Below are 20205 nucleotides of genomic sequence, written 5' to 3'. Positions count from 1 at the left end.
CCGGATTTAGAAACTTATGTGAATTCAAAGAGTTATTTGCCGAAGAATAATCAGGCAAACGGAACCTGTTTCATCGATGAGACGACGCAGGCAGATTTTGATGGGTTGTCTGCCACCCGGAGGCTCTGGATCCAAGTTTTATCGGGGTGTTCCAAAACCTTGACAGGTACGATGTAGATTGGGTCAAACAGCTTTGGATCCGGGTTTGAAGGGGCAATGGTGTTTCATCGGTGAAGCACTCTCGTTGCCAGATCTTGCGCCGGAGGACCTCAGCCTCGGAGCAGTTGGCTGACGATTGTGAACACCTTGTCCCGACGTTGCGCCCAGTCACCTTCTATCGCTTGGAATGGCTGTTGGTGCCGAACCAGCCAATCCTGGATGGCATCATGGAAAACCATGCGGTCTTTCAGTTCGGGCTGGCAGCGCAGGCCGTCGCCGGTCCATTGCACCTGCTCGGGGCTCAGCAGCAGGTGCAAATCGTAATGGCGCGCCAGCAGGGCGGGCTCCAGCCAGTCCGGGCAATCGCCGAAGAGTGTCTGGCTCCAGAGGATGTTGCTCAGCAGATGGGTATCGAGCACCAGCAGGGCTGGCTGTCGGGCGCGTGCCGCGTCTTCCCAGGCCAACTGCCCGGAGGCAATGTCGGGAATGTCCGCCAGGCAGGTCTCGCGAGGGTTCTGCTCCATGAAGTGACGAACGTACTCATCCACCCGCAAGCCGCCGAAATGCTCCTGCAATTGCTTCGCCAGCCAGCTTTTGCCGGCGGATTCCGGGCCGGTCAGCACCACCACTTTCATGCGCGCAAGGCCGGGTCGGCGCGCCATTCCCGCCAGCCTTGCACGGCCAGCAGGGTGAACAGGGCATAAAGCGCAGCGGTCAGGTACAAGCCCTTGTAGACGAACAAACCCACGAAAATCACGTCCAGGACGATCCATAGCGGCCAGCATTGCACGCGTTTCTGCGCCATCCACCACTGGGCCACCAGACTGAAGCCGGTGAGTGCCGCATCGAGCCAGGGTTGCGCCGCGTCGGTCCAGTAGGCCATGGCGGCGCCGAGCATGAGACTGCCCACGGCGCCGATCATCAGCCCAAGCAGCACCGAAGGCCCACCCAGGCGCGTGACCTGTCGCCCGTCATGGTGCTGTCCGGCGCGGGTCCATTGCCACCAGCCATACAGTTGCAGCACGGCATAGACCACTTGCAGCAGCATGTCCGAGTACAGCTTCACATCGAAGAAGATCCAGATGTACAGCAGCACCATGACCAGGCCGATCGGCCAGCACCAGGGGTTCTGCTTGACGGTCAGCCAGACAGCGATCACGCCGAGGGCTGCGGCAAACAGTTCAAGCCCGGACATGGCAGTTCCTTGGAGAAGTGGAAGAGGGCGGGGATTGTAAACGCTAAGTTGGGAGCAGCTCCAATCTCAATCCTGCGCGGACCGAGGGCTGACAGGCGCTACAGCTCTTCTGTGGGAGCGAGCCTGCTCGCGATGACGGTGGTCCAGCATGCATCGATGCTGAATGTTCCGCCGCCATCGCGAGCAGGGTTCTCCTACAGGTGGCGGGTGCCCTAGACCCGAAATTGCTTGAGCAACCCGTTCAACTGCTCGCTCAGTTCCTTGAGCCGGACGCTCGCCAGGCTCGACTGCTCCGCCGCCAGGGCGGTGCTGTGGGAGAGGCCGGCGGCCTGGGTGACGTTCTGGTTGATGTCTTCCACCACATGGGCCTGCTGCAGGGTGGCGCTGGCGATGGAAGCGTTGAGGCTGTTGAGGTTGCGCAAGGCCTGGCCGATGGCGTTGAGGCTGGCGCCGGCCAGGCCGGCCTGTTCAATGGTCAGTTGCGAGGCCCGGCTGCTGTCGCTGATGACTTTCACCGCGGCTTCGGAATGATTCTGCAGGCGCTCGATCATCGCCTGGATTTCCGCCGTGGACTTCTGCGTGCGTTGGGCCAGCAACCGCACTTCATCGGCCACCACCGCGAAGCCCCGGCCCTGTTCGCCGGCGCGAGCGGCTTCGATCGCGGCGTTGAGGGCCAGCAGGTTGGTCTGCTCGGCGATGGAGCGGATGACCTCCAGCACGCTGCCGATCTGGGTGCTTTCGCTCGCCAGGGTGCGGATCACTTCCACGGCCTGGTCGATGGTCTGGGAGAGACGGTCGATCTGCTGCAGACTGCCGTCGATGTTGACCTGGCCTTGCTGGGCCTGGGATTCGGCGTCGCGCATTTCGCTGGCGGCATGTTCGGCGTTCTTGGCCACGTCCTGCACGCCATAGGTCACTTCGTTGATCGCAGTGGCGACCAGCTCCATCTGTTGCGATTGCTGTTGGCTGCGTTCCTGGGCCTGGGCGGCATCGTTACCCAGCTCATTGGACGACTGTCCCAGCGCGCCGGCCGAAGCCTGCAACTGGCTCACGACCTGGCGCAGCTTGGCGGTAAAGGCATTGAAGTGCCGTGCCAGTTGCGTGACTTCGTCTTGCCCGTGAGTATCGAGGGTCCGGGTCAGGTCGCTTTCGCCGCTGGCGATATTCGCCATGGCGTTGACCGTTTCCTGCAAGGGCCGCACGATGCTGCGAACGATCAATGTCAACAGCACGCCCATGATCAACGCGATGACCAAGCCGATCAGCGAAGCCTTGATCAGTTGGGCGCGGAATTCGGCCTGCACGTCATCCACGTAGACGCCTGAGCCGATGATCCAGCCCCAGGGTTCGAACAGTTTGACGTAGGAGGTCTTGCCCACCGGTGCCTCGGCGCCTGGTTTCGGCCAGAGATAATCCACCATCCCGGCGCCCTTGGATTTGGCGATGGAGACCATCTCGTTGAACAGGGCGAAACCGTTCGGGTCGCGAATCGCCGAAAGGTTCTGGCCTTCGAGCTTCGGGTTGGTGGGGTGCATGATCATGACCGGCGTCAGGTCATTGATCCAGAAGTAATCGGTCTCGTTATAGCGCAGGCCCCGCACGGCGCTGAGGGCCTGCTTCTGGGCGGCTTCACGGGTCAGGGTGCCGGCGGTTTCCAGGCCATGGTAATAGTTCAGCACGCCACTGGCGGTCTGGACCACATGCTGGGTTTTTTGCACCTTGGCCTGGTAAAGGTCGCTGTGGATCTGCTTGAGCATCAACGCGCCCAGCGTGAATACCATCAAGATGGCCACGATGAGGATGAGCCACAAGCGTCGGCTGATCGACACACTGCGCAAGCTATTCATACGCTGTCACTCCGGTTTCTTATTCTTGTCATCCACGCCAAACGGGCTGCTCTTGGCCATTACACGGCGGCGTTATCATGGCTTGTCTGATAGGATCTCGGCCCCGCAGCGCAAAACCTGAGCCTTCCTTTGATTTTTCATTGGTTTTTTTTGAAACGCCGCAGTTATTGTGCTGCGCTGCATGACACTTGAATATTGATGGGATCTTGCCAGGGCAGGGTCTTTTTGGGGGAAGAATGGATTTGTGGACTGCCTTTTCGGCACTGATTCTTGGCGTGGTTGAAGGCTTGACGGAGTTTTTGCCGATTTCCAGCACGGGGCACCAGATCGTCGTGGCCGACTTGCTCCAGTTTGGTGGAGAACGGTCCATGGCGTTCAACATCATCATCCAGCTGGGGGCGATCCTGGCGGTGGTCTGGGAGTTCCGGCGCAAGATTTTCGATGTGGTGGTGGGCCTGCCCACCCAGCCTGGCGCCCGTCGGTTCACCGCGAACCTGCTGATCGCCTTTTTTCCTGCCGTGGTCCTGGGCGTGTTGCTTTCCGACCTGATCCACCATTACCTCTTCAATCCGATCACGGTCGCCACGGCCTTGGTGGTGGGTGGTTTAGTGATGCTCTGGGCCGAGAAACGCCAGCACCGAGTGCACGTCGAAACAGTCGATGATATGTCCTGGAAGGACGCGTTGAAGGTCGGCCTGGCCCAGTGTCTGGCGATGATTCCCGGTACATCTCGCTCCGGTTCGACCATCATCGGCGGGCTGCTGTTCGGCCTGTCGCGCAAGACCGCGACCGAGTTCTCGTTCTTCCTGGCGATGCCGACGATGGTCGGCGCAGCGGTCTACTCGGGCTACAAGTACCGCGAGTTGTTCGTTCCGGCGGATTTTCCGGTGTTTGCCATCGGCTTCGTCACCGCGTTCATTTTTGCCATGATCGCGGTCAGGGGGCTGCTGCGGTTCATCGCCAGTCACAGCTACGCAGTGTTCGCATGGTACCGGATCGCGTTCGGTCTGTTGATCCTGGCGACCTGGCAGTTCGGCTGGGTCGACTGGACCACCGCGCAGCCATGAGCCGCTCGGCCACCCGTAAACCTATCACGCGCCCCGCCGGGGGTGCCGTGCAGCACCTGCGGCTTAAATTGATCGTGCTGGCGCTGCTGTGCGCCTTGCCACTGTCGGGTTCGCTGTTGCTCCTGCTCCAGGAAGCGTCGTGGCTGCCGCTGGCGGCTTACGCGGGTGTCAGCCTGATGACGTTCCTGCTTTATTGGAATGACAAGCGCAAGGCCCGCGCCGAGGCCTGGCGTACCCCGGAAAACGTTCTGCACGCCATGGAACTGGCGGGCGGCTGGCCCGGTGCGTTGCTGGCCCAGCAGGTATTTCGGCACAAGACCCGCAAGGTGTCGTTCCAGGTGGTGTTCTGGTTCATCGTGCTGCTGCACCAGGGCTTCTGGGTCGACCAGATGTTCCTCGGCGGCCGTCTGCTGACGCTGGCCTGAGTCAGGGCAGCAGCAGGCCCACCTGCGTGCGCTTGGGCAGCTTGCTGACCACCAACTGGTGGGAGCGTTGCAGCAGGCTGCGCAGTTCTTCGGCGCCCAAGGGGTAGGGCGTGTGCATGATGATCCATTGCGCGCGTGCCAGGTACGGGGCCGGGTGTATCCCTGGCCGGTCGCAGTGCCCCAGGAACAAATCCTTGTCGACCTTGAACGCCAGGGAGTCGCTGCGCAGGCCCTGCAAGGCGAACATCTTGTTCCCGGCGATGGAAAACACCCGCACGCCGCCCCATTTGTAATCTTCCCGGGCGCCGGGCAAGCCCAGGCAGAACCGTGCGACGTCCTCTTCGCTCAAACTCATAGTGTCCTGTCTCCGCAACGGTTGAATGCTTCCACCAGGTGGTCGATCCAGGCACGCACGGCCGGCAGCAGGCCCCGTCGATGGGGATAGACCGCCTGGAGCCAGCCGACGGGCAAGGACCATCCCGGCAACAATTGCACCAGTCTGCCGTCCCTCAATTCCTCCTCGCAATACATGCTTGGCAACAGGGTAAAGCCCAGGCCGGCGAGGGCGCAGGCGCGGCGAACGATGAAATCGTCGATGCCCAGGCGTGCTTCCAGGGCCATTTCGACGCTTTGCCCATCGTCGTTGAGCAGGCGAAGATGCACCAGGCGATCGGTTTCCAGCGCCCCCAATACGGGCAGTTGCTTGAGGTCTTCGGGGGTCTCGATCCGGCGTCCTTCGACGAATGCCGGGCTGGCGACCATGATCAATCGTGCCTGGCGCAACCGTCGGGTCATCAGCAATGGGTCCTCGTCCCCCAGGTCACGCACGCGCAACGCCACGTCGATGCCCTCGCTCACCAGGTCCACGCGACGATTGACCAGAATCATCTCCAGTTGCACCTGGGGAAATTTTTCCAGGAACTCGGCCACCAGTCCCGCCAGCATCTCATGGGCCAGGCCTACCGGGCTGGAGACGCGTAGCCGGCCGCGCGGTGCGCTGGTCATACTCGCCACCGCTTCGTCGGCCATTTCGGCTTCCAATAGCATCGCCTGGCAGTGGCGCAGATAACGTTCACCGACGGCGGTCAATTTCAACTGGCGGGTGGTGCGTTGCAGCAAGCGAGCGTCCAGGCGTTCCTCCAGCTCGGCGATACGGCGGGACAGCCTCGATTTGGGAATGCCCAGCGTGCGTCCGGCAGCCGCGAAACCGCCGGCTTCGACGACTTTGGCGAAGTAGTACAGATCGTTGAGGTCTTGCATGTCGCGGGCTCGATTGTCCTGTCAGTGGAACGAACTATCGCATTAATGTCGACTAATCAGCTATTGGTTTCATCGGTAGGATTCTCGTCAATCGGTCGCCTGGTAGCGATCCCTCATTTGGAGAGCATGCATATGAAACTTCTGCACATCGATTCGAGCATCCTCGGCGACAACTCCGCTTCCCGCCAATTGAGCCGCGAAGTGGTCGAGGCCTGGAAAGCTGCCGACCCTGATGTGGTCGTGACCTATCGCGACCTGGCCGCCGACGCCATCAGCCACTTCTCTGCCCAGACCCTGGTCGCTGCAGGTACCAGCGCCGAGCTGCGCGACGCTGCCTTGCAGCATGAGGCTAATCTCAGCGCCGCGACATTGGATGAATTCCTGTCGGCGGATGCGGTGGTTCTCGCTGCACCGATGTACAACTTCACCATTCCGACCCAGCTCAAGGCCTGGATCGATCGCATTGCGGTGGCCGGCAAGACGTTCACCTACTCCGAAGCCGGCCCGCAAGGCTTGTGCGGCGGCAAGAAGCTGGTGATCGTGTCCACGGCCGGTGGCCTGCACGCCGGTCAGCCGAGCGGCGTGGGTCATGAGCAATACCTCACGCATATGTTCGGGTTCCTTGGCATCACCGACATTGAGATCGTCCGCGCCGAAGGTCTGGCTTACGGTGATGACATGCGTACCAAGGCTATGGCCGAAGCCAAGGCGCAGATTGGCGAGCAGTTCGCCGCGGCGTAAGGCCTGGGTAAAAAGTCCTGCCCTTGCGGGCAACCTTCGTAAAACTCTGTATCCTGATCCTTCGAGGAGGGTCGGATGCAGGGTTTTCGTGTTTCCGGCGTCATGCTTGGCGCGCGACATGCAGGCCAGAGTGGCGAGCGACAGGGCCTTCCTGTTCGCTGGTGAAGGTGGAAGCGTTAATGACACGTCTTGGTGCAGGATTACTGCTTGGTTTGCTCGGCAGCCTGATGACGGTGCAGGCTGCACCGGCGTTGCATCCCCATTGGAGTGCCGGTTTCCATGAGCTGAGCTTTCTCGATCCGCTGGACCATCAGCCGATGCGTGCCATTGCTTTCTATCCGTCCACCGCCAGGGAGCAAACCAGCCAGTTGGGGGGCTACCAGATCGATGCCGCCCCGGACGCCCAGATCGCCATCGGCCGCTTCCCGATGCTGATGCTGTCTCACGGCAACACCGGTACACCTTTGGCCCTGCATGACCTGGCGACGTCACTGGCACGCAAGGGGTTCGTGGTGGTGGCGGTGATCCATCCAGGCGACAACGTCCAGGATCACAGCAGGCTGGGCACCTTGAGCAACCTTTACGGTAGGCCCATCCAGATTTCCGAAGCCATTACCGCGACGCTGAACGATCCGATGTTGTCGCCGTTCGTCAATGCCGGACAGGTGGGGGTCATCGGGTATTCGGCCGGTGGCGAGACTGCACTGATTCTGTCCGGGGCCACGCCGGACCTCAATCGGCTGCGACGGTATTGCCAGGAGCGGCCGGACGACCATGACGCCTGCGATACCCATGGCGAACTGATTGCTGACCGCGACGACCTGCAACCGGTGGCCGATCCCAGAGTCCGGGCTTTATTGCTGATGGCCCCGTTGAGTCTCAAGTTCGGTCGCCATACCCTGGCCGATGTCCATGTGCCGGTGTTGTTGTACAGCGGCGATGGCGACAAGCTGGTGGCTTTCGACAAGAACGCCGCGGCCCTGGCCCGCAAGCTGCCCACCGCGCCGGACTTCAAGACACTGGCCGGAGCAGGGCACTTCGTGTTCCTGGCGCCGTGCACCGACGAGCAGATTGCCGCGATGCCAGCACTTTGCACCGATGCCGATGGGGTCGACCGCAAGGACATTCATCGCACCATGATTTCCGAAGCGGGCCGTTTTTTCAGCGAGGCCCTGGGTAAGCCGAGCCGCGCCGGCATGCGGACAGCGGATCAGTAAGCGTTTTTTCCGGCGCGCTGACGCAGCAGCAAGGTCAAGCCCAAACCCAGGATCGACAGCAGCGCTGCGCTGAAGAAAATCCAGGCATAACCCAGATTCAACGCCACCGCGCCCATCAAGGGGCCCGCAATCGCCAGGGCGAGGTCGAAAAATACTGCATACGCGCTCAGTCCGGCGCCTCGACTGGTATTGGGCACTTGCTTGATGGCCTCCACGCCCAACGCCGGATAGACCAATGACAGCCCGAAACCGGCCAGCCCCGCGCCGATCAGGGCGAAGGCCGTGGAAGGCGCCAGCCACAGCAGCACCAAGCCCAGGGTTTCGATGCCCATGCAAGCGATGGCCGAGTTGAAACCACCGAAACGGCCGATGCTGGAAATGAACAGCAATCGCGACAGGATGAAGCAGACGCCGAAGACCGTCAGGCACCAGGCCGCGCCGGTCCAGCCGCGACTCAGGTAGAACAAGGTAATGAAGGTCGTGAGAGTGCCATAGCCGATCGACGCCAGGCACAGGCTCGTCCCGTAGGGCGCGATACGACCGAACACGGCCCGGAACGGCAGGCGTTCGCCGCGCACCACCGGCACTGACGGCTTGTTGCGAATCAGCAGCAACGCTGCCCCCGCCAGCAGCGACAAGGCGATCCCCAGGCTGGCGAAGCCCAGATCTCCCACCATGATCACGCCCAGCGGCGCGCCAATGGCGATGGCCCCATAAGAGGCGATGCCGTTCCAGGAGATCGAGCGGGCCGTGTGCTCGACACCGACCTGGCCCATGCACCAACTGATGGTGCCCACGCCAATCAAGCCTTGGGCCACGCCCAGCAACAAACGGCCGGCAATCAGGATGATCAGGCTCATCAGAGGCAGGCTTTGCAGCAAGGTCGAGATCAACGTCAGCACACCACTGAGCAAAATCCCCGACAGACCATAAATGATCGCCCGTTTGGTCCCTATGCTGTCCGACAGCCGCCCGGCCATGGGCCGGCTGAGCAGCGTCGCCAGGTATTGTGAGCCAATGGTCAACCCGGCCACCACCGCACTGAAGCCCAACTGCTCGTGGACATAGCCCGGCAGCACCGCAATCGGCAGGCCGATGCAGAGGAAAGCGATGAAGGTGTAGAACACGATGGAGATGATTTGCAGAGTGATCGACAGGGAGCCGGGGGCGGCTTGAGGCTTTGACATGGGGCTCGTTCGCGGGCAGCGGGGGAGAGAGCTCCATCATGGCGCGAGGTGGCAATAAAAGAAAGCAGGCTAACTAAACGTGCGGCTAGACACTGAAGACACATCAATGACCTGTGGGGAGCTGCGGTGAGTATGGATTCCGGGCGTACTCCGAACCAGAGTGGGAGCGGGCTTGCTCGCGAAGACGGCGGCACGTCCAACACTGACCCTGACTCTGAAACACCGCTTTCGCGAGCAAACCCGCTCCCACAAGTACTTGTGTGCTTGAGATGTAAAAAGCCCTGTCACATTGGACAGGGCTTTTCATTACAGCGCTGAATCGTCTTAGAACATCACACCCTGACTACGCAGGTAGTCATCATAGGTGCCACTGAAGTCCACCACGCCGTCCGCGCTCAGTTCGATGATGCGGGTCGCCAGGGACGACACGAATTCCCGGTCGTGGCTGACGAAAATCAGCGTGCCCGGATAGTTCTCCAGCGCCAGGTTCAGCGCTTCGATGGATTCCATGTCCAGGTGGTTGGTCGGTTCGTCCATCACCAGCACGTTCGGCTTCTGCAGGATCAGCTTGCCGAACAGCATGCGGCCTTGTTCACCGCCGGAGATCACCTTGACGGATTTGAGGATCTCGTCGTTGGAAAACAGCATGCGGCCCAGTGTGCCGCGGATCATCTGTTCGCCTTGGGTCCATTGGCCCATCCACTCGAACAGGCTGACATCGTCTTCGAAGTCATGGGCATGGTCCTGGGCGTAGTAGCCCAACTCCGCGCTTTCGGTCCATTTCACCGAGCCGCTGTCCGGCACCAGTTCGCCCATCAGGGTGCGCAGCAGGGTGGTCTTGCCGATACCGTTGGGGCCGATGATCGCCACACGCTCGCCGGCTTCGACGGTGAAGCTGAAGTTCTTGAACAGGGTCTTGCCGTCGAAGCCCTTGGACATGCGTTCGACGGTGACTGCCTGGCGATGCAGCTTCTTGGTCTGCTCGAAACGGATGAACGGGCTCACGCGACTCGACGGCTTGACCTCGGCCAACTGGATCTTGTCAATCTGCTTGGCGCGGGAAGTGGCCTGCTTGGCTTTCGAGGCGTTGGCCGAGAAGCGGCTGACGAAGGTCTGCAGTTCGGCGATCTGGGCTTTCTTCTTGGCGTTGTCCGACAGCAACTGCTCGCGGGACTGAGTCGCCGCGATCATGTACTCGTCGTAGTTGCCCGGGAACAGGCGCAGTTCACCGTAGTCCAGGTCGGCCATGTGGGTGCAGACGCTGTTCAGGAAGTGCCGGTCGTGGGAAATGATGATCATGGTGCTGTTACGCGCCGTGAGGATGTTTTCCAGCCAGCGGATGGTGTTGATGTCCAGGTGGTTGGTCGGTTCGTCGAGCAACAGCACTTCCGGATCGGAGAACAGGGCCTGGGCGAGCAACACTCGCAACTTCCAGCCTGGCGCCACCTCGGTCATCGGACCGAAATGCTGGGCCAGCGGAATGCCCAGGCCCAGCAACAGCTCACCGGCACGAGATTCGGCGGTATAGCCGTCCATTTCGGCGAACTCGGTTTCCAGCTCGGCCACGGCCATGCCGTCTTCTTCGGTCATTTCCGGCAGCGAGTAGATGCGATCACGCTCGGCCTTGACCTTCCACAGCTCCTCGTGGCCCATGATCACGGTATCGATCACGCTGAATTGCTCGTAGGCGAACTGGTCCTGGCGAAGCTTGCCCAGGCGCACGTTCGGCTCGAGCATCACCTGGCCGCCGGACGGCTCGAGATCGCCGCCGAGGATTTTCATGAAGGTCGACTTGCCGCAACCGTTGGCGCCGATCAAGCCGTAGCGATTGCCCGCGCCGAACTTGACAGAAACGTTTTCGAACAACGGCTTGGCGCCGAACTGCATGGTGATGTTAGCTGTAGAAATCAAGGGGTTATCCGGAATCGGCGAAAAGGGGCGCATGATTGGGGCGGCGATTGTACTGATCTGGCCGCGTTAACGATAGGGTGTTGCCTGGGCATGACAGTTTTTCACAATTGAGGGTAACTTTCAGTTACAAACTGTGGCTAAAATGCCATCTCTGTTGATGCCACCCTTTTTGCCCCTTGGCTGGCCAGGGAACGTCCTCCGGTTCCTGATCGGCAAGGAGCAGTCCCTTCACTCCAGTTGTGTGACGAATCGCGTGAAACTCATCATTGCTGCGATCTACATTCTTTCCATCGGCTATGTGCACCTGCGCGGACGCGTGCGGCATAAGCTCGGGCGCCAGTTGAGCGACCACTCGTCCTTTCTTGCCCCCATCAACTGCCTGCTTTATCTGTGTTCGAAGCTGCCCAACAAGCCTTTCCTGAACCCGGCGCACTTTCCGGACCTGAGCCCATTGCAGGCACACTGGGAGGAAATTCGCGCCGAAGGCCTGAGCCTGCTGCAAGCCGGCGAGATCAAACGTTCCAATCAATACGACGATGTGGGTTTCAACTCGTTCTTCAAGACGGGCTGGAAGCGGTTCTATCTGAAGTGGTACGGCGAAAGCCATCCCTCGGCCATGAAGCTGTGTCCCCGCACCACCGAGCTGGTGCAAGGCATCGGATCGATCAAGGCGGCAATGTTCGCCGAGTTGCCGCCGGGCTCGAAGCTGGTGCGTCATCGCGATCCTTATGCCGGCTCCTATCGATATCACTTGGGCCTGGAAACCCCTAACGACAGCGGTTGTTACATCAATGTCGATGGCGAGCAGTACCATTGGCGCGATGGCGAGGCGGTGATGTTTGACGAGACGTTCATTCATTACGCCGAAAACACGACGTCGGACAATCGCATCATTCTGTTTTGCGACGTGGAACGACCGTTGAAATACCGCTGGGCCACCGCCTTCAATCGCTGGTTCAGTCGCACCGTGATGGCCGCCGCCGGCGCGCCGAACGATGCCGGCGACAAGACCGGCGGGCTGAACCGGGCATTTTCCAGACTCTACAGGATCCGTCTTCAAGGCAAGGCGCTGAAGAAACGCAACCGCACCTTGTATTACCTGCAAAAGTGGGCGTTCTTCGGCGGGCTGTTGGCGATCTTCGTCTGGATCTGAACCGTTCCCGCTGTGCCGCTACGTTTCAATCCCGGGTTTCTCTGCTTCCAGTTGTTCCCACATCCTGGCCGTGATCCGTTGGCGATGGTTGTAACCTGACCACGGATCGGCGCCCAGACTCCTGGCCCGCTCGAGTGCCGTATGGATGTCCCACTGCTGGGCGTTGCGCAGCCCATCGAGTTCGGCCCGGGCGATGGGCACTGACACGGGCAGGCCCGGTCGGGCGCGCACCGAATAGGCCGCGACCGTGCTGGCGCCCCGGGCGTTACGCAGGTAGTCGATGAATATTTTTCCGACGCGGTTTTTTGGCCCCATGGTCGCCGTGACCCGTTGTGGCATCTGCCGGGTCATGAACTGGGAAATGGCTTTGGCGAATGCCTTGGTGATGTCCCACCCCTCACTCCGTGCCAATGGCACGATGATGTGCATGCCTTTGCCGCCGCTGGTCTTGAGGAACCCTTGCAGCCCCAGTTCATCGAGCAGCGAGAGTGTCATGCGGGTCACGTCGAGCATGGCGCTCCAAGGCAGCGACGGATCGGGGTCCAGGTCGAGGACGAACAGATCGGGTGTTTCGATCCGGTCGTGGGTCGCGGTCCAGGTATGCAGTTCCACCGTACCCATCTGCGCCGCGCTGATCAGCGCCTGGGCGCTGTCGATTTCCATCAGGGCTGCATGACCCGGATCCAGTTGCGGATCCAGTTGCCTGATATGGGGGATTTCCAGGCGGTCGGCGTGTTTCTGGAAGAACTGCTCTTCGCCGATGCCGTCCGGCGCTCGCAGCAAGGCAACGGGTCGCAGCTTCAGATGGGGCAGAATCCATGACGCGATGTCGGCGTAGTATTGCGCCAATTCTACTTTCTCGACCCCACTGACACTGTCGATGACTCGCTCGGGATGGGTGATTTTCACGCCGCTGACTTCCACCGAGCGCTTTCTGCCGCCGCGTTTGGATTCAGGTGCCGTGGCCTTTATCGGCAGGGCTTGCTCGCGAACGACTTTGCTGGCCGGTGTATCGGTCAACAGGTCGAGGAAAGCCGCCTGGCGCACCAGGCCGCCGCGGGTCCATTCGGCGAACTCGACTTCGCACACCAGGGTCGGCTCGACCCACTGTACGCCGCGACCCTGGCTGGCATTGAGTGGTTTGCTCAGGGAGGAGGCATTACGCTCATGGCGCTGGAGTTGTTCATGTAACTGCTTGAGCTGCGATCGGGTGAGCCCTGTGCCTACCCGGCCGGCATACACCAGCCCGTCCGGTCCGTTGACTGCCAGTAGCAGCGCACCGAAACCGCTGCGCGTGCCTTTCGGGCGGGTGAAACCGACAATGACGAAGGCTTGGCGCAACCGGCACTTGAGTTTGATCCAATCGGTGCTGCGCCGGGATACATAAGGACTGCCCAGGCGTTTGCCGATCACGCGGTCCAGCGAAAGGGCGGCGGCGCTCTCGAAAATCTCATCCTGGCTGGCGGAAAACGCTTCGGAGAACCGCAGGCGCTTGCTTGCGTTGTTCGCCAGGGCTTTTTTCAGCGCCGCACGCCGCTCTTCCACCGCGAGCATTCGCAGGTCCTTGCCGTTGAGAAACGGAGCGTCGAACAGGAAGTACACCATGTCCACGGTGCGGCCGATTTCAAAGGCTTGCCGCAGGGCGGCAAGATCGGATTGACCGGTATCGTCCAGCAGCACCAGGTCACCGTCCAGCCAGCTATCCCCCAGATTCAGAGCAGCCAGGGCATCGGCGTGTAATTGGAGGCGTTCGGTCCAATCCTGATGATTGCGATTGAACAGTCGGACTTCGCCGCCCCTGATGCGGGCCAACAGTCGATAGCCATCGAACTTGACCTCATAACGCCATTCGCCAGGCGGTGGTTCCTCCACGGGCGTGGCCAGTTGCGGGGACAGGCGTTCAGGTAAGCGAGCGGGTACTGCGATCCGGTCCAGTCTATTGTCGGGTCGAGCCATTGTTTCGTCCGGTTCGGTATCGGGCAATCGGGCGTGTTCATTTTCGGCCATGACCATGACAGTTTCCCTTGCAGTGCTGGCGCCGGGGGACTAGCCCCGGGAAGCCTTGGTGGCTTTTTTGGCAGGCGCGGATTTACGAGGCTTGGCGGGTTTCTCGGCGTTTTTTCCGCCGGGCTTGTCGGCCGCCTTGCCTTTGCTGCCCAGGCTGCGCTTGAGCAGTTCGGTGAGGTCGATGACATCGGCGGTCTTGCGTTGCTCTTCGCCCGGGTCGGTTTCCACGGCTTCGAGGCGGCCCTCGTTGGCCTTTTTCTCCACCAGTTCCATGATCTTGTCCTCGAAACTGTCCCGGTATTGCTGGGGATCCCAATCGCCACTCATGTCTTCGACCAGGCGCTTGGCCATTTCCAGCTCACCCTTGGCCAGGGTCGGGTGAGTCACCTCATCGCCCAACTCCAGGATGTCGAGGTCGCGCACTTCGGCCGGCCAGCGCAACATCACCAGCACCAGGGCCGACTCCAACGGCATCAGCGCCGCCAAGTGTTGGCGGGTATGCAGTACGACATGGGCCAGGGCTACCTTGTTGGTCTTTATCAAGGTCTCGCGCAGCAGCGCATAGACCTTGCCGCCGCGTTTGTCGGGGGCCAGGAAGTAAGGTGTATCGATGTTTTGCAGCGGGATCGCTTCGCTGTCGACGAAGGAAAAGATGTCGATGGTCTGGGTGGACTTGGGGTGGGCGGAGCGGATTTCCTCTTCGCTGAGCAGCACGTATTGGCCTTTTTGGTACTCGACACCCTTGACGATGTCTTCCTTGGTCACTTCCTTGCCGGTGACCTTGTTGACCCGCTTGTAGCCCACCGGGTCCATGCTGCGCTTATCCAGCCAATCGAAATCCACCCCCTGGGAGGACGTCGCCGACACCAGCGCCACGGGAATATGGACCAGCCCGAAACTGATTGCGCCTTTCCAGATTGCCCGTGCCATGGAGGGGTTTTCCTTACCGATGAAGAGTCTCTCTGGTGACCTTTGCGCCTTGGCAAAAGTTTCCATGGAAAACGCTGCCGGCGGGTGGCTCAGGCTCGTGCGCAGATGCCTCGTAACATCTGCGTCCGATCATTTGCCTAACATTTACTTACCATTTATTAAAAAAACCACGAACCTGTGGCGTAGCGTACTTTCGATATATCTGAGCGATTTCGCGACGCAGGAGATACCCAATGCACAGGCTGATACTCGCTATCTCCACGCTATTGCTGGCCAGCGCCGTCCAGGCCGCCGCGCCAGGTCCTGGGGCTGTGGTCGTTGCCCAGAACCTGCCAGGCAACAACAACCCCTACAGCAATCCGATACGCCGGGCGAACCCCAACAGTATGCAGGGCACCCAGCCCAACGTACCGACGATTCGCAACAACCCGACAGTCCCCGTGCCCCGGCCGCCCACCCTGGAAAACGGTGGTATCGGCAACGGTTATCCTCGCTCGGGGCCTGCGCCGGGTTCGCCCAGGCCGACCATTGAATCCAATACGCCTCCCAGGGGCCCGAACGACAATCGATAGACCACAGAAGGAAATGTGCATGGTGCGTAAAACATTCCTGGCGGCGCTCGGCACCAGCGCTGTCCTGACACTTGCCATACCGGCCTTTGCCGCCCCGGTCCAGTTATTCAAAAGCGAGGAGGGCACCGTGGAGGTGACCACCGTGGCCAAGGGGCTGGAGCACCCCTGGTCGGTGGCATTCTTGCCGGGGCAGCGAGGCATGCTGGTGACCGAGCGACCGGGCAACCTTCGCCTGGTCAGCCCCGACGGGCAGGTGTCGGCGCCGTTGGGCGGCGTGCCAGAGGTCTGGGCCAATGGCCAGGGCGGCTTACTGGACGTGGTGTTGTCGCCGGACTTCAATCGGGACCGTACGGTGTATCTGTCCTATGCCGAGGGCGGCGAGGACGGCAAGGCCGGCACCGCGGTAGGTCGAGGGCAATTGTCCGAAGACCTGACGCGGCTGGAGAATTTCGACGTGATTTTCCGCCAGCAGCCCAAACTTTCCACCGGCAACCACTTCGGCTCGCGATTGGTATTTGACCGCGATGGCTATCTGTTCATTACCCTGGGAGAAAACAACGACCGCCCGACGGCCCAGGACCTGGACAAGCTGCAGGGCAAGGTGGTGCGCCTCTACCCTGACGGCAAGGTGCCGAACGATAACCCCTTTGTCGGCCAGAAAGACGTCCGGCCGGAGATTTGGGCCTACGGTGTTCGCAATCCACAGGGAGCCGCACTCAATCCCTGGAATGGTACGTTGTGGGAGAACGAACACGGCCCCAGGGGCGGCGATGAACTGAACATCATCGAGCGCGGCAAAAATTATGGCTGGCCGCTGGCGACCCATGGCATCAACTACTCCGGTGCGCCGATTCCCGAAGCTCAGGGCAAGACTGTCGAAGGAGCACGTGGCCCCCACCATGTCTGGCAGGTTTCACCGGGACTCAGTGGCATGGCGTTCTACGACAACGACCGTTTCAAATCCTGGCAGCGCAACGCGTTCATCGGGGCGCTGGTTTCGAAGAACCTGATCCGCCTGGAATTCGAGGGCGACAAGGTCGTTCACGAAGAGCGCCTGTTGGGCGAACTCAAGGAACGAATCCGTGATGTGCGCCAGGGGCCGGATGGCTACCTGTATGTGCTGACGGATGAAGACGAGGGCGCGCTCTATAAAGTGGGACTCAAGTGACCAGAGTTTGTAGGAAAAGTCACTGAGCGGCTCTGGAAAGGTGACCTGTCATCGCTTTTTTCCTGCCAGCCGACGGATGCCCGTTTTCATAGTGGCAATTAGGGCTACTCTAGTTTCCGACGCATCAGCGTTGTTGCAGTTTGCAAGAGATACGCGCCGCTTCCTTGCATTTTGCCCGAGGAAGCCTACGCGTTGACACGCCAAGTGATTGATTTATATCAAGCAGAAACGTGGCAATTGCAGGCATATTTTTTGCGGGATGATCCAAGAGTTCACTTGAAGAACTTATTGATTGAAACGCTAAAAACGAACGGCACGACATTTCGTAGTCCCAGATCCGCAGGGAAGGAACGGAGAAGAAGTATCGTCGCCGTAAAAAATAAGTTGGACGCCTCAACAGGAGAGAGTCGCCATGTTTTTATCTGCCCTCGAAATGCGAAGCATCATTGAAAGCAGCTTGTTGCCCAAGCGCTCGCAATGCACCTTGTCACCGGACCTGTCGATGACCATCAAGGTCTTCGACGACCATGAAACGGACCGTGTGGCTTTGCTCAAGACCGATATCGATGCCAACAAGCTCACCAGCTGCCGGGCAATCAACGACCTTATCGCCGAATTACGCACCGAACTCCAGCATAATCACGGAGCCGGTAATTACTTCCATCAGCAGCACCGGATGACCGGACGGTAAGCCACGCCGGTCAGTGACGTTGACGTTGGGCTGGGCTCATGCCCAGACCCAGCGTCCCGTTTCCTCATTTTATCCCTCAGACGAGCTGCTGGCGGTACGGCAGGTCCGGTCCTGTCTTGCTGCATGTAAGAGCCGCCGCACGCATCGCAAAGTCGAGCATCGCGCTGATCTGGTCCCGGGTCAGGGCGTGAAGGCCTTCGGCCGAATCCATTTCGTTCTCGCCCAGCCAAGTCAACAGTGCTGCCTGGAAGGTGTCGCCTGCGCCTACGGTGTCGGCAACCTCGACCGCGAGGGCGGGCATCGACCAGCTGCCATGGCCTTGACTGAACACCGTAGCGCCCTGGCCGCCACGGGTCAGGAACACCAGTTGGCAACGATGCTGGAGCCAGCTTCTGATCACGCTTTGTGGGTCTTGCCCGGGGTAGAGCAGGCTGAGGTCTTCGTCGCTGACCTTGATCAGATCGGCATATTGCACCAGCGTCGCGATCCGGGCGCGCCATAGCTCGATGTCTGGCTGTGGGTTCAGTCGCACGTTCGGGTCGAGGCTGATCAGGCGCTTGCCGCTTTCCCGTTGCGCCAGCGCCAGCAATGTATCGGCAATGGGTTGCACCACCAGGGAGAACGAGCCGAAATGCAGGCCGCATACCTCTGGCCCCAATGAGGGCAGATGTTCCAGGCTCAATTGCCGATCCGCGCAGCCTTCGCCACGAAAACTGTAATGGGGTGAGCCGTTGGCACCGACGGCAACCATCGCGAGCGTCGTCGGTGCATCGAAGTCCACCAGGTATGTCGTGCTGACACCTTCGTGGAGCAGAACCTGATGCAGGCGCCGGCCGAGATAGTCGGTGGACAATCCACCGAACAAGGCCGACTCCATTCCCAGTCGTCGCAGCCCTACCGCCACATTGAACGGCGAGCCGCCGGCAATGGCCTTGAAACTGACCTGCGAAACCGGGCCGCCAGCCTCGTCTTCACTGAAGACATCAAACAGTGCTTCACCACACACCAGATACATAATGACTTGCTCTCAAAGGGTTGCGACGTGTTGTCGGTAACGTTCGTAGGCCTGCTGGGACGCTGCGACATGCTCGGCGACCGGCCGCGTCTCGCTGGTCGGGTCGAGTTTGACGCAGCGCTGGCACAGTTCGCTCAGGCTTTGCTGTGATCCTGAATGACACCAGGCTGCCTGAATGGCCGCGCCGAGCGCAGCGGCTTCGCTCTGCTCGGTGCAGATGACCGTGGTATCCATGATGTCGGCGACGATCTGCCGCCAGACCGGGCTCTTCGAGCCGCCGCCGATCAGGCGGATGCTCCGGGCTTCGAGCCCGTTGGCGCGCAGCAGGTCCAGTCCGTAGCGCAGGCCGAAGGTGGTGCCTTCGACCACCGCGCGGCACAAGTTGGCCCGGTTCAGGTTGGTGGTCGTCAAGCCCAACAGGCTGGCGGTGGCATGGGGCAGGGCAGGCACGCGTTCGCCGTTGAGAAACGGGAGCATGCACACGCCATCGGCGCCAATCGGAGCCTGGGTGACCAGGGTGTTGAATGCGTCGATGTCCAGTTCCAGCAGCTCGCGCACCGCGCCGGTGGCGTTGGTCAGGTTCATGGTGCAGATCAGCGGTAGCCAGCCGCCGCTGGAGGAACAGAAAGTGGCTACCGAGGCCTGCGGGCTGACCACCGGCTCCTGGGCGTAGGCGTAGACCGTGCCGGAAGAGCCGAGGCTCATCGTGATCACGCCGGGCTGAATGTTGCCGGTGCCAATGGCGCCCATCATGTTATCCCCGCCACCGCTGGCGACCACGGCATCGGGATTGATGCCCAGGCGTGCGGCAATGGCCGGCAGGATCCGCCCGACGGGTTCGTGGGCGTCAATGAGCTCCGGTAATGCCGATTGCAGTCGGCCGCTGGGGTCGATGTGGTGCAACAGCTCAAGGTCCCATTGACGGGTACGCACGTTGAAATAGCCGGTGCCGGAGGCGTCGCCGTATTCACTGCAATGACGGCCGGTGAGCCAGTGATTCAGGAAGTCATGGGGCAACAGGATGCTGGCGATGCGGGCGAACACCTGGGGATGGACGTCACGGGTCCACAACAGCTTGGACACGGTGTAGCCGGGGGCGATGACCACGCCGAGGCGCTCCAGGGAGCCGCTTTCGCCGCCCAGGTGTGCCAGGAGCCGGTCGTTTTCAGGCGTGGTTTCGGTGTCGCACCACAACTTGGCCGGACGCAGGACCTGATCCTGGTCATCGAGCAGCACCAGACCGTGCTGCTGCCCGGAAACGCCGATGCCGAGAACGGCCTGACCGTCCACGCCGGCGGCGGCCAGTGCCTGATGAGTCGCCTGGATGAACGCATCGATCCATTGCCCGGTGTCCTGCTCGCGACAGCCATTGGGACCGCTGATCATCGTGTGGGCCGCGGCACCCTGGCCCAGGACCTGGCCGGTGACTGCATCAAGGATCAGGGCCTTGGTGCCTTGGGTGCCGCAATCGATGCCCAGGAACAGCTGCTGGTTTGCCATACAAATCCTCGGATCAAAGAACAATCGACACACAACCTGTGGCGAAGGGTGACTCATTGTGGCGAGGGGATTTATCCCCGTTGGGACGCGAAGCGACCCTCCACATCCATCTGGCACGCCGCAAGCCGGTTGCACTTGGGGCCGCTTCGCAGCCCAGCGG

General features: G+C 60.8%; 19 protein-coding genes. 8 read left to right on the top strand and 11 right to left on the bottom strand.

Translation table 11 applies throughout. The features are described from left to right. Positions 1-269: 269 nt before the first annotated feature. The 3 genes from EGM97_RS09125 to EGM97_RS09115 form a co-directional block, all read right to left on the bottom strand. Positions 270-794, bottom strand: coding sequence for an AAA family ATPase (locus EGM97_RS09125; RefSeq protein ID WP_238963557.1), 525 nt, complete (start codon positions 792-794; stop codon positions 270-272). Continuing rightward, entirely contained in the window at positions 791-1354 is a 564-nt protein-coding gene (gene pnuC, locus EGM97_RS09120; protein ID WP_238963332.1) for a nicotinamide riboside transporter PnuC, read from the bottom strand. Before pnuC ends, EGM97_RS09125 begins: the two co-directional genes overlap by 4 nt. 212 nt (positions 1355-1566) lie before the next feature. Then, on the bottom strand, positions 1567-3201 hold the full coding sequence (locus tag EGM97_RS09115) for a methyl-accepting chemotaxis protein (protein WP_238963324.1): 1635 nt from the start codon (positions 3199-3201) through the stop codon (positions 1567-1569). Positions 3202-3437: 236 nt separating this feature from the next. Here EGM97_RS09115 and EGM97_RS09110 point away from each other — a divergent pair, with 236 nt between their 5' ends. Next, positions 3438-4268, top strand: coding sequence for an undecaprenyl-diphosphate phosphatase (locus EGM97_RS09110; protein ID WP_238963317.1), 831 nt, complete (start codon positions 3438-3440; stop codon positions 4266-4268). Next, a complete protein-coding gene (locus EGM97_RS09105; RefSeq protein ID WP_238963315.1) occupies positions 4265-4693 on the top strand; it encodes a DUF1294 domain-containing protein in 429 nt (142 codons plus the stop codon). Before EGM97_RS09110 ends, EGM97_RS09105 begins: the two co-directional genes overlap by 4 nt. A gap of 1 nt (position 4694) precedes the next feature. Here the strand turns inward: EGM97_RS09105 and EGM97_RS09100 are convergent, their stop codons facing one another. Both EGM97_RS09100 and EGM97_RS09095 read right to left on the bottom strand, forming a co-directional pair. Beyond that, complete coding sequence (locus tag EGM97_RS09100; protein ID WP_053151531.1) at positions 4695-5048, bottom strand: MmcQ/YjbR family DNA-binding protein; 354 nt, start codon at positions 5046-5048, stop codon at positions 4695-4697. After that, complete coding sequence (locus EGM97_RS09095; protein WP_238963312.1) at positions 5045-5953, bottom strand: LysR substrate-binding domain-containing protein; 909 nt, start codon at positions 5951-5953, stop codon at positions 5045-5047. Before EGM97_RS09095 ends, EGM97_RS09100 begins: the two co-directional genes overlap by 4 nt. A 132-nt stretch (positions 5954-6085) precedes the next feature. Between EGM97_RS09095 and EGM97_RS09090 the strand changes: the two genes are divergently transcribed. After that, entirely contained in the window at positions 6086-6694 is a 609-nt protein-coding gene (locus tag EGM97_RS09090; protein ID WP_238963310.1) for an FMN-dependent NADH-azoreductase, read from the top strand. A 179-nt stretch (positions 6695-6873) separates the two neighbouring features. After that, entirely contained in the window at positions 6874-7911 is a 1038-nt protein-coding gene (locus tag EGM97_RS09085) for an alpha/beta hydrolase family protein (protein ID WP_238963308.1), read from the top strand. Here EGM97_RS09085 and EGM97_RS09080 read toward each other — a convergent pair. Both EGM97_RS09080 and EGM97_RS09075 read right to left on the bottom strand, forming a co-directional pair. After that, entirely contained in the window at positions 7905-9098 is a 1194-nt protein-coding gene (locus EGM97_RS09080) for an MFS transporter (RefSeq protein WP_238963306.1), read from the bottom strand. The two genes, EGM97_RS09085 and EGM97_RS09080, sit on opposite strands and share 7 nt — an antisense overlap. A gap of 324 nt (positions 9099-9422) precedes the next feature. Further along, on the bottom strand, positions 9423-11009 hold the full coding sequence (locus EGM97_RS09075) for an ABC-F family ATPase (RefSeq protein ID WP_053151545.1): 1587 nt from the start codon (positions 11007-11009) through the stop codon (positions 9423-9425). Between the two features lie 253 nt (positions 11010-11262). On the opposite strand from EGM97_RS09075, the gene lpxO reads away from it, so the two are divergent. Next, on the top strand, positions 11263-12162 hold the full coding sequence (gene lpxO / locus EGM97_RS09070) for a lipid A hydroxylase LpxO (RefSeq protein WP_238963304.1): 900 nt from the start codon (positions 11263-11265) through the stop codon (positions 12160-12162). A gap of 18 nt (positions 12163-12180) precedes the next feature. Here lpxO and ligD read toward each other — a convergent pair whose 3' ends face one another. After that, complete coding sequence (gene ligD, locus EGM97_RS09065) at positions 12181-14175, bottom strand: DNA ligase D (protein WP_238963294.1); 1995 nt, start codon at positions 14173-14175, stop codon at positions 12181-12183. 33 nt (positions 14176-14208) lie between these two features. Further along, positions 14209-15099: a non-homologous end joining protein Ku gene (gene ku / locus EGM97_RS09060; protein ID WP_053151552.1), complete on the bottom strand. Its 891-nt coding sequence runs from the start codon at positions 15097-15099 to the stop codon at positions 14209-14211. Between the two features lie 233 nt (positions 15100-15332). On the opposite strand from ku, the gene EGM97_RS09055 reads away from it, so the two are divergent. From EGM97_RS09055 to EGM97_RS09045, 3 genes are all read left to right on the top strand, one after another. Further along, on the top strand, positions 15333-15671 hold the full coding sequence (locus EGM97_RS09055; protein ID WP_238963292.1) for a hypothetical protein: 339 nt from the start codon (positions 15333-15335) through the stop codon (positions 15669-15671). A 19-nt stretch (positions 15672-15690) separates the two neighbouring features. Next, the gene (locus EGM97_RS09050) at positions 15691-16839 is read left to right on the top strand and encodes a PQQ-dependent sugar dehydrogenase (RefSeq protein ID WP_238963284.1); all 1149 of its coding nucleotides are present in this window, start codon (positions 15691-15693) and stop codon (positions 16837-16839) included. Positions 16840-17251: 412 nt separating this feature from the next. Beyond that, the gene (locus tag EGM97_RS09045) at positions 17252-17530 is read left to right on the top strand and encodes a DUF1652 domain-containing protein (protein ID WP_053151562.1); all 279 of its coding nucleotides are present in this window, start codon (positions 17252-17254) and stop codon (positions 17528-17530) included. Positions 17531-17606: 76 nt separating this feature from the next. Here the strand turns inward: EGM97_RS09045 and EGM97_RS09040 are convergent, their stop codons facing one another. Both EGM97_RS09040 and xylB read right to left on the bottom strand, forming a co-directional pair. Beyond that, a complete protein-coding gene (locus EGM97_RS09040; RefSeq protein ID WP_238963282.1) occupies positions 17607-18545 on the bottom strand; it encodes a carbohydrate kinase family protein in 939 nt (312 codons plus the stop codon). Positions 18546-18557: 12 nt separating this feature from the next. Further along, positions 18558-20045: a xylulokinase gene (gene xylB, locus EGM97_RS09035; protein ID WP_238963280.1), complete on the bottom strand. Its 1488-nt coding sequence runs from the start codon at positions 20043-20045 to the stop codon at positions 18558-18560. Positions 20046-20205 lie beyond the last annotated feature (160 nt).

It is taken from the genome of Pseudomonas sp. AF32, assembly GCF_022342325.2.
In the GTDB taxonomy this organism is placed as follows: domain Bacteria; phylum Pseudomonadota; class Gammaproteobacteria; order Pseudomonadales; family Pseudomonadaceae; genus Aquipseudomonas; species Aquipseudomonas uvaldensis.
Note: the sequence above shows the minus strand (reverse complement) of the source record. Positions and strands in the feature narration are given on the sequence as shown.

Excerpts from the sequence above, each read along its gene's own strand:
- pnuC (WP_238963332.1), bottom strand. The coding sequence starts at position 1,354 with ATGTCCGGGCTTGAACTGTTTGCCGCAGCCCTCGGCGTGATCGCTGTC.
- EGM97_RS09125 (WP_238963557.1), bottom strand. The coding sequence starts at position 794 with ATGAAAGTGGTGGTGCTGACCGGCCCGGAATCCGCCGGCAAAAGCTGG.
- EGM97_RS09050 (WP_238963284.1), top strand. The coding sequence starts at position 15,691 with ATGGTGCGTAAAACATTCCTGGCGGCGCTCGGCACCAGCGCTGTCCTG.
- EGM97_RS09095 (WP_238963312.1), bottom strand. The coding sequence starts at position 5,953 with ATGCAAGACCTCAACGATCTGTACTACTTCGCCAAAGTCGTCGAAGCC.
- ligD (WP_238963294.1), bottom strand. The coding sequence starts at position 14,175 with ATGGTCATGGCCGAAAATGAACACGCCCGATTGCCCGATACCGAACCG.
- EGM97_RS09045 (WP_053151562.1), top strand. The coding sequence starts at position 17,252 with ATGTTTTTATCTGCCCTCGAAATGCGAAGCATCATTGAAAGCAGCTTG.
- EGM97_RS09100 (WP_053151531.1), bottom strand. The coding sequence starts at position 5,048 with ATGAGTTTGAGCGAAGAGGACGTCGCACGGTTCTGCCTGGGCTTGCCC.
- EGM97_RS09040 (WP_238963282.1), bottom strand. The coding sequence starts at position 18,545 with ATGTATCTGGTGTGTGGTGAAGCACTGTTTGATGTCTTCAGTGAAGAC.
- EGM97_RS09115 (WP_238963324.1), bottom strand. The coding sequence starts at position 3,201 with ATGAATAGCTTGCGCAGTGTGTCGATCAGCCGACGCTTGTGGCTCATC.
- EGM97_RS09080 (WP_238963306.1), bottom strand. The coding sequence starts at position 9,098 with ATGTCAAAGCCTCAAGCCGCCCCCGGCTCCCTGTCGATCACTCTGCAA.
- EGM97_RS09110 (WP_238963317.1), top strand. The coding sequence starts at position 3,438 with ATGGATTTGTGGACTGCCTTTTCGGCACTGATTCTTGGCGTGGTTGAA.
- xylB (WP_238963280.1), bottom strand. The coding sequence starts at position 20,045 with ATGGCAAACCAGCAGCTGTTCCTGGGCATCGATTGCGGCACCCAAGGC.
- EGM97_RS09055 (WP_238963292.1), top strand. The coding sequence starts at position 15,333 with ATGCACAGGCTGATACTCGCTATCTCCACGCTATTGCTGGCCAGCGCC.
- ku (WP_053151552.1), bottom strand. The coding sequence starts at position 15,099 with ATGGCACGGGCAATCTGGAAAGGCGCAATCAGTTTCGGGCTGGTCCAT.
- EGM97_RS09085 (WP_238963308.1), top strand. The coding sequence starts at position 6,874 with ATGACACGTCTTGGTGCAGGATTACTGCTTGGTTTGCTCGGCAGCCTG.
- EGM97_RS09105 (WP_238963315.1), top strand. The coding sequence starts at position 4,265 with ATGAGCCGCTCGGCCACCCGTAAACCTATCACGCGCCCCGCCGGGGGT.
- EGM97_RS09090 (WP_238963310.1), top strand. The coding sequence starts at position 6,086 with ATGAAACTTCTGCACATCGATTCGAGCATCCTCGGCGACAACTCCGCT.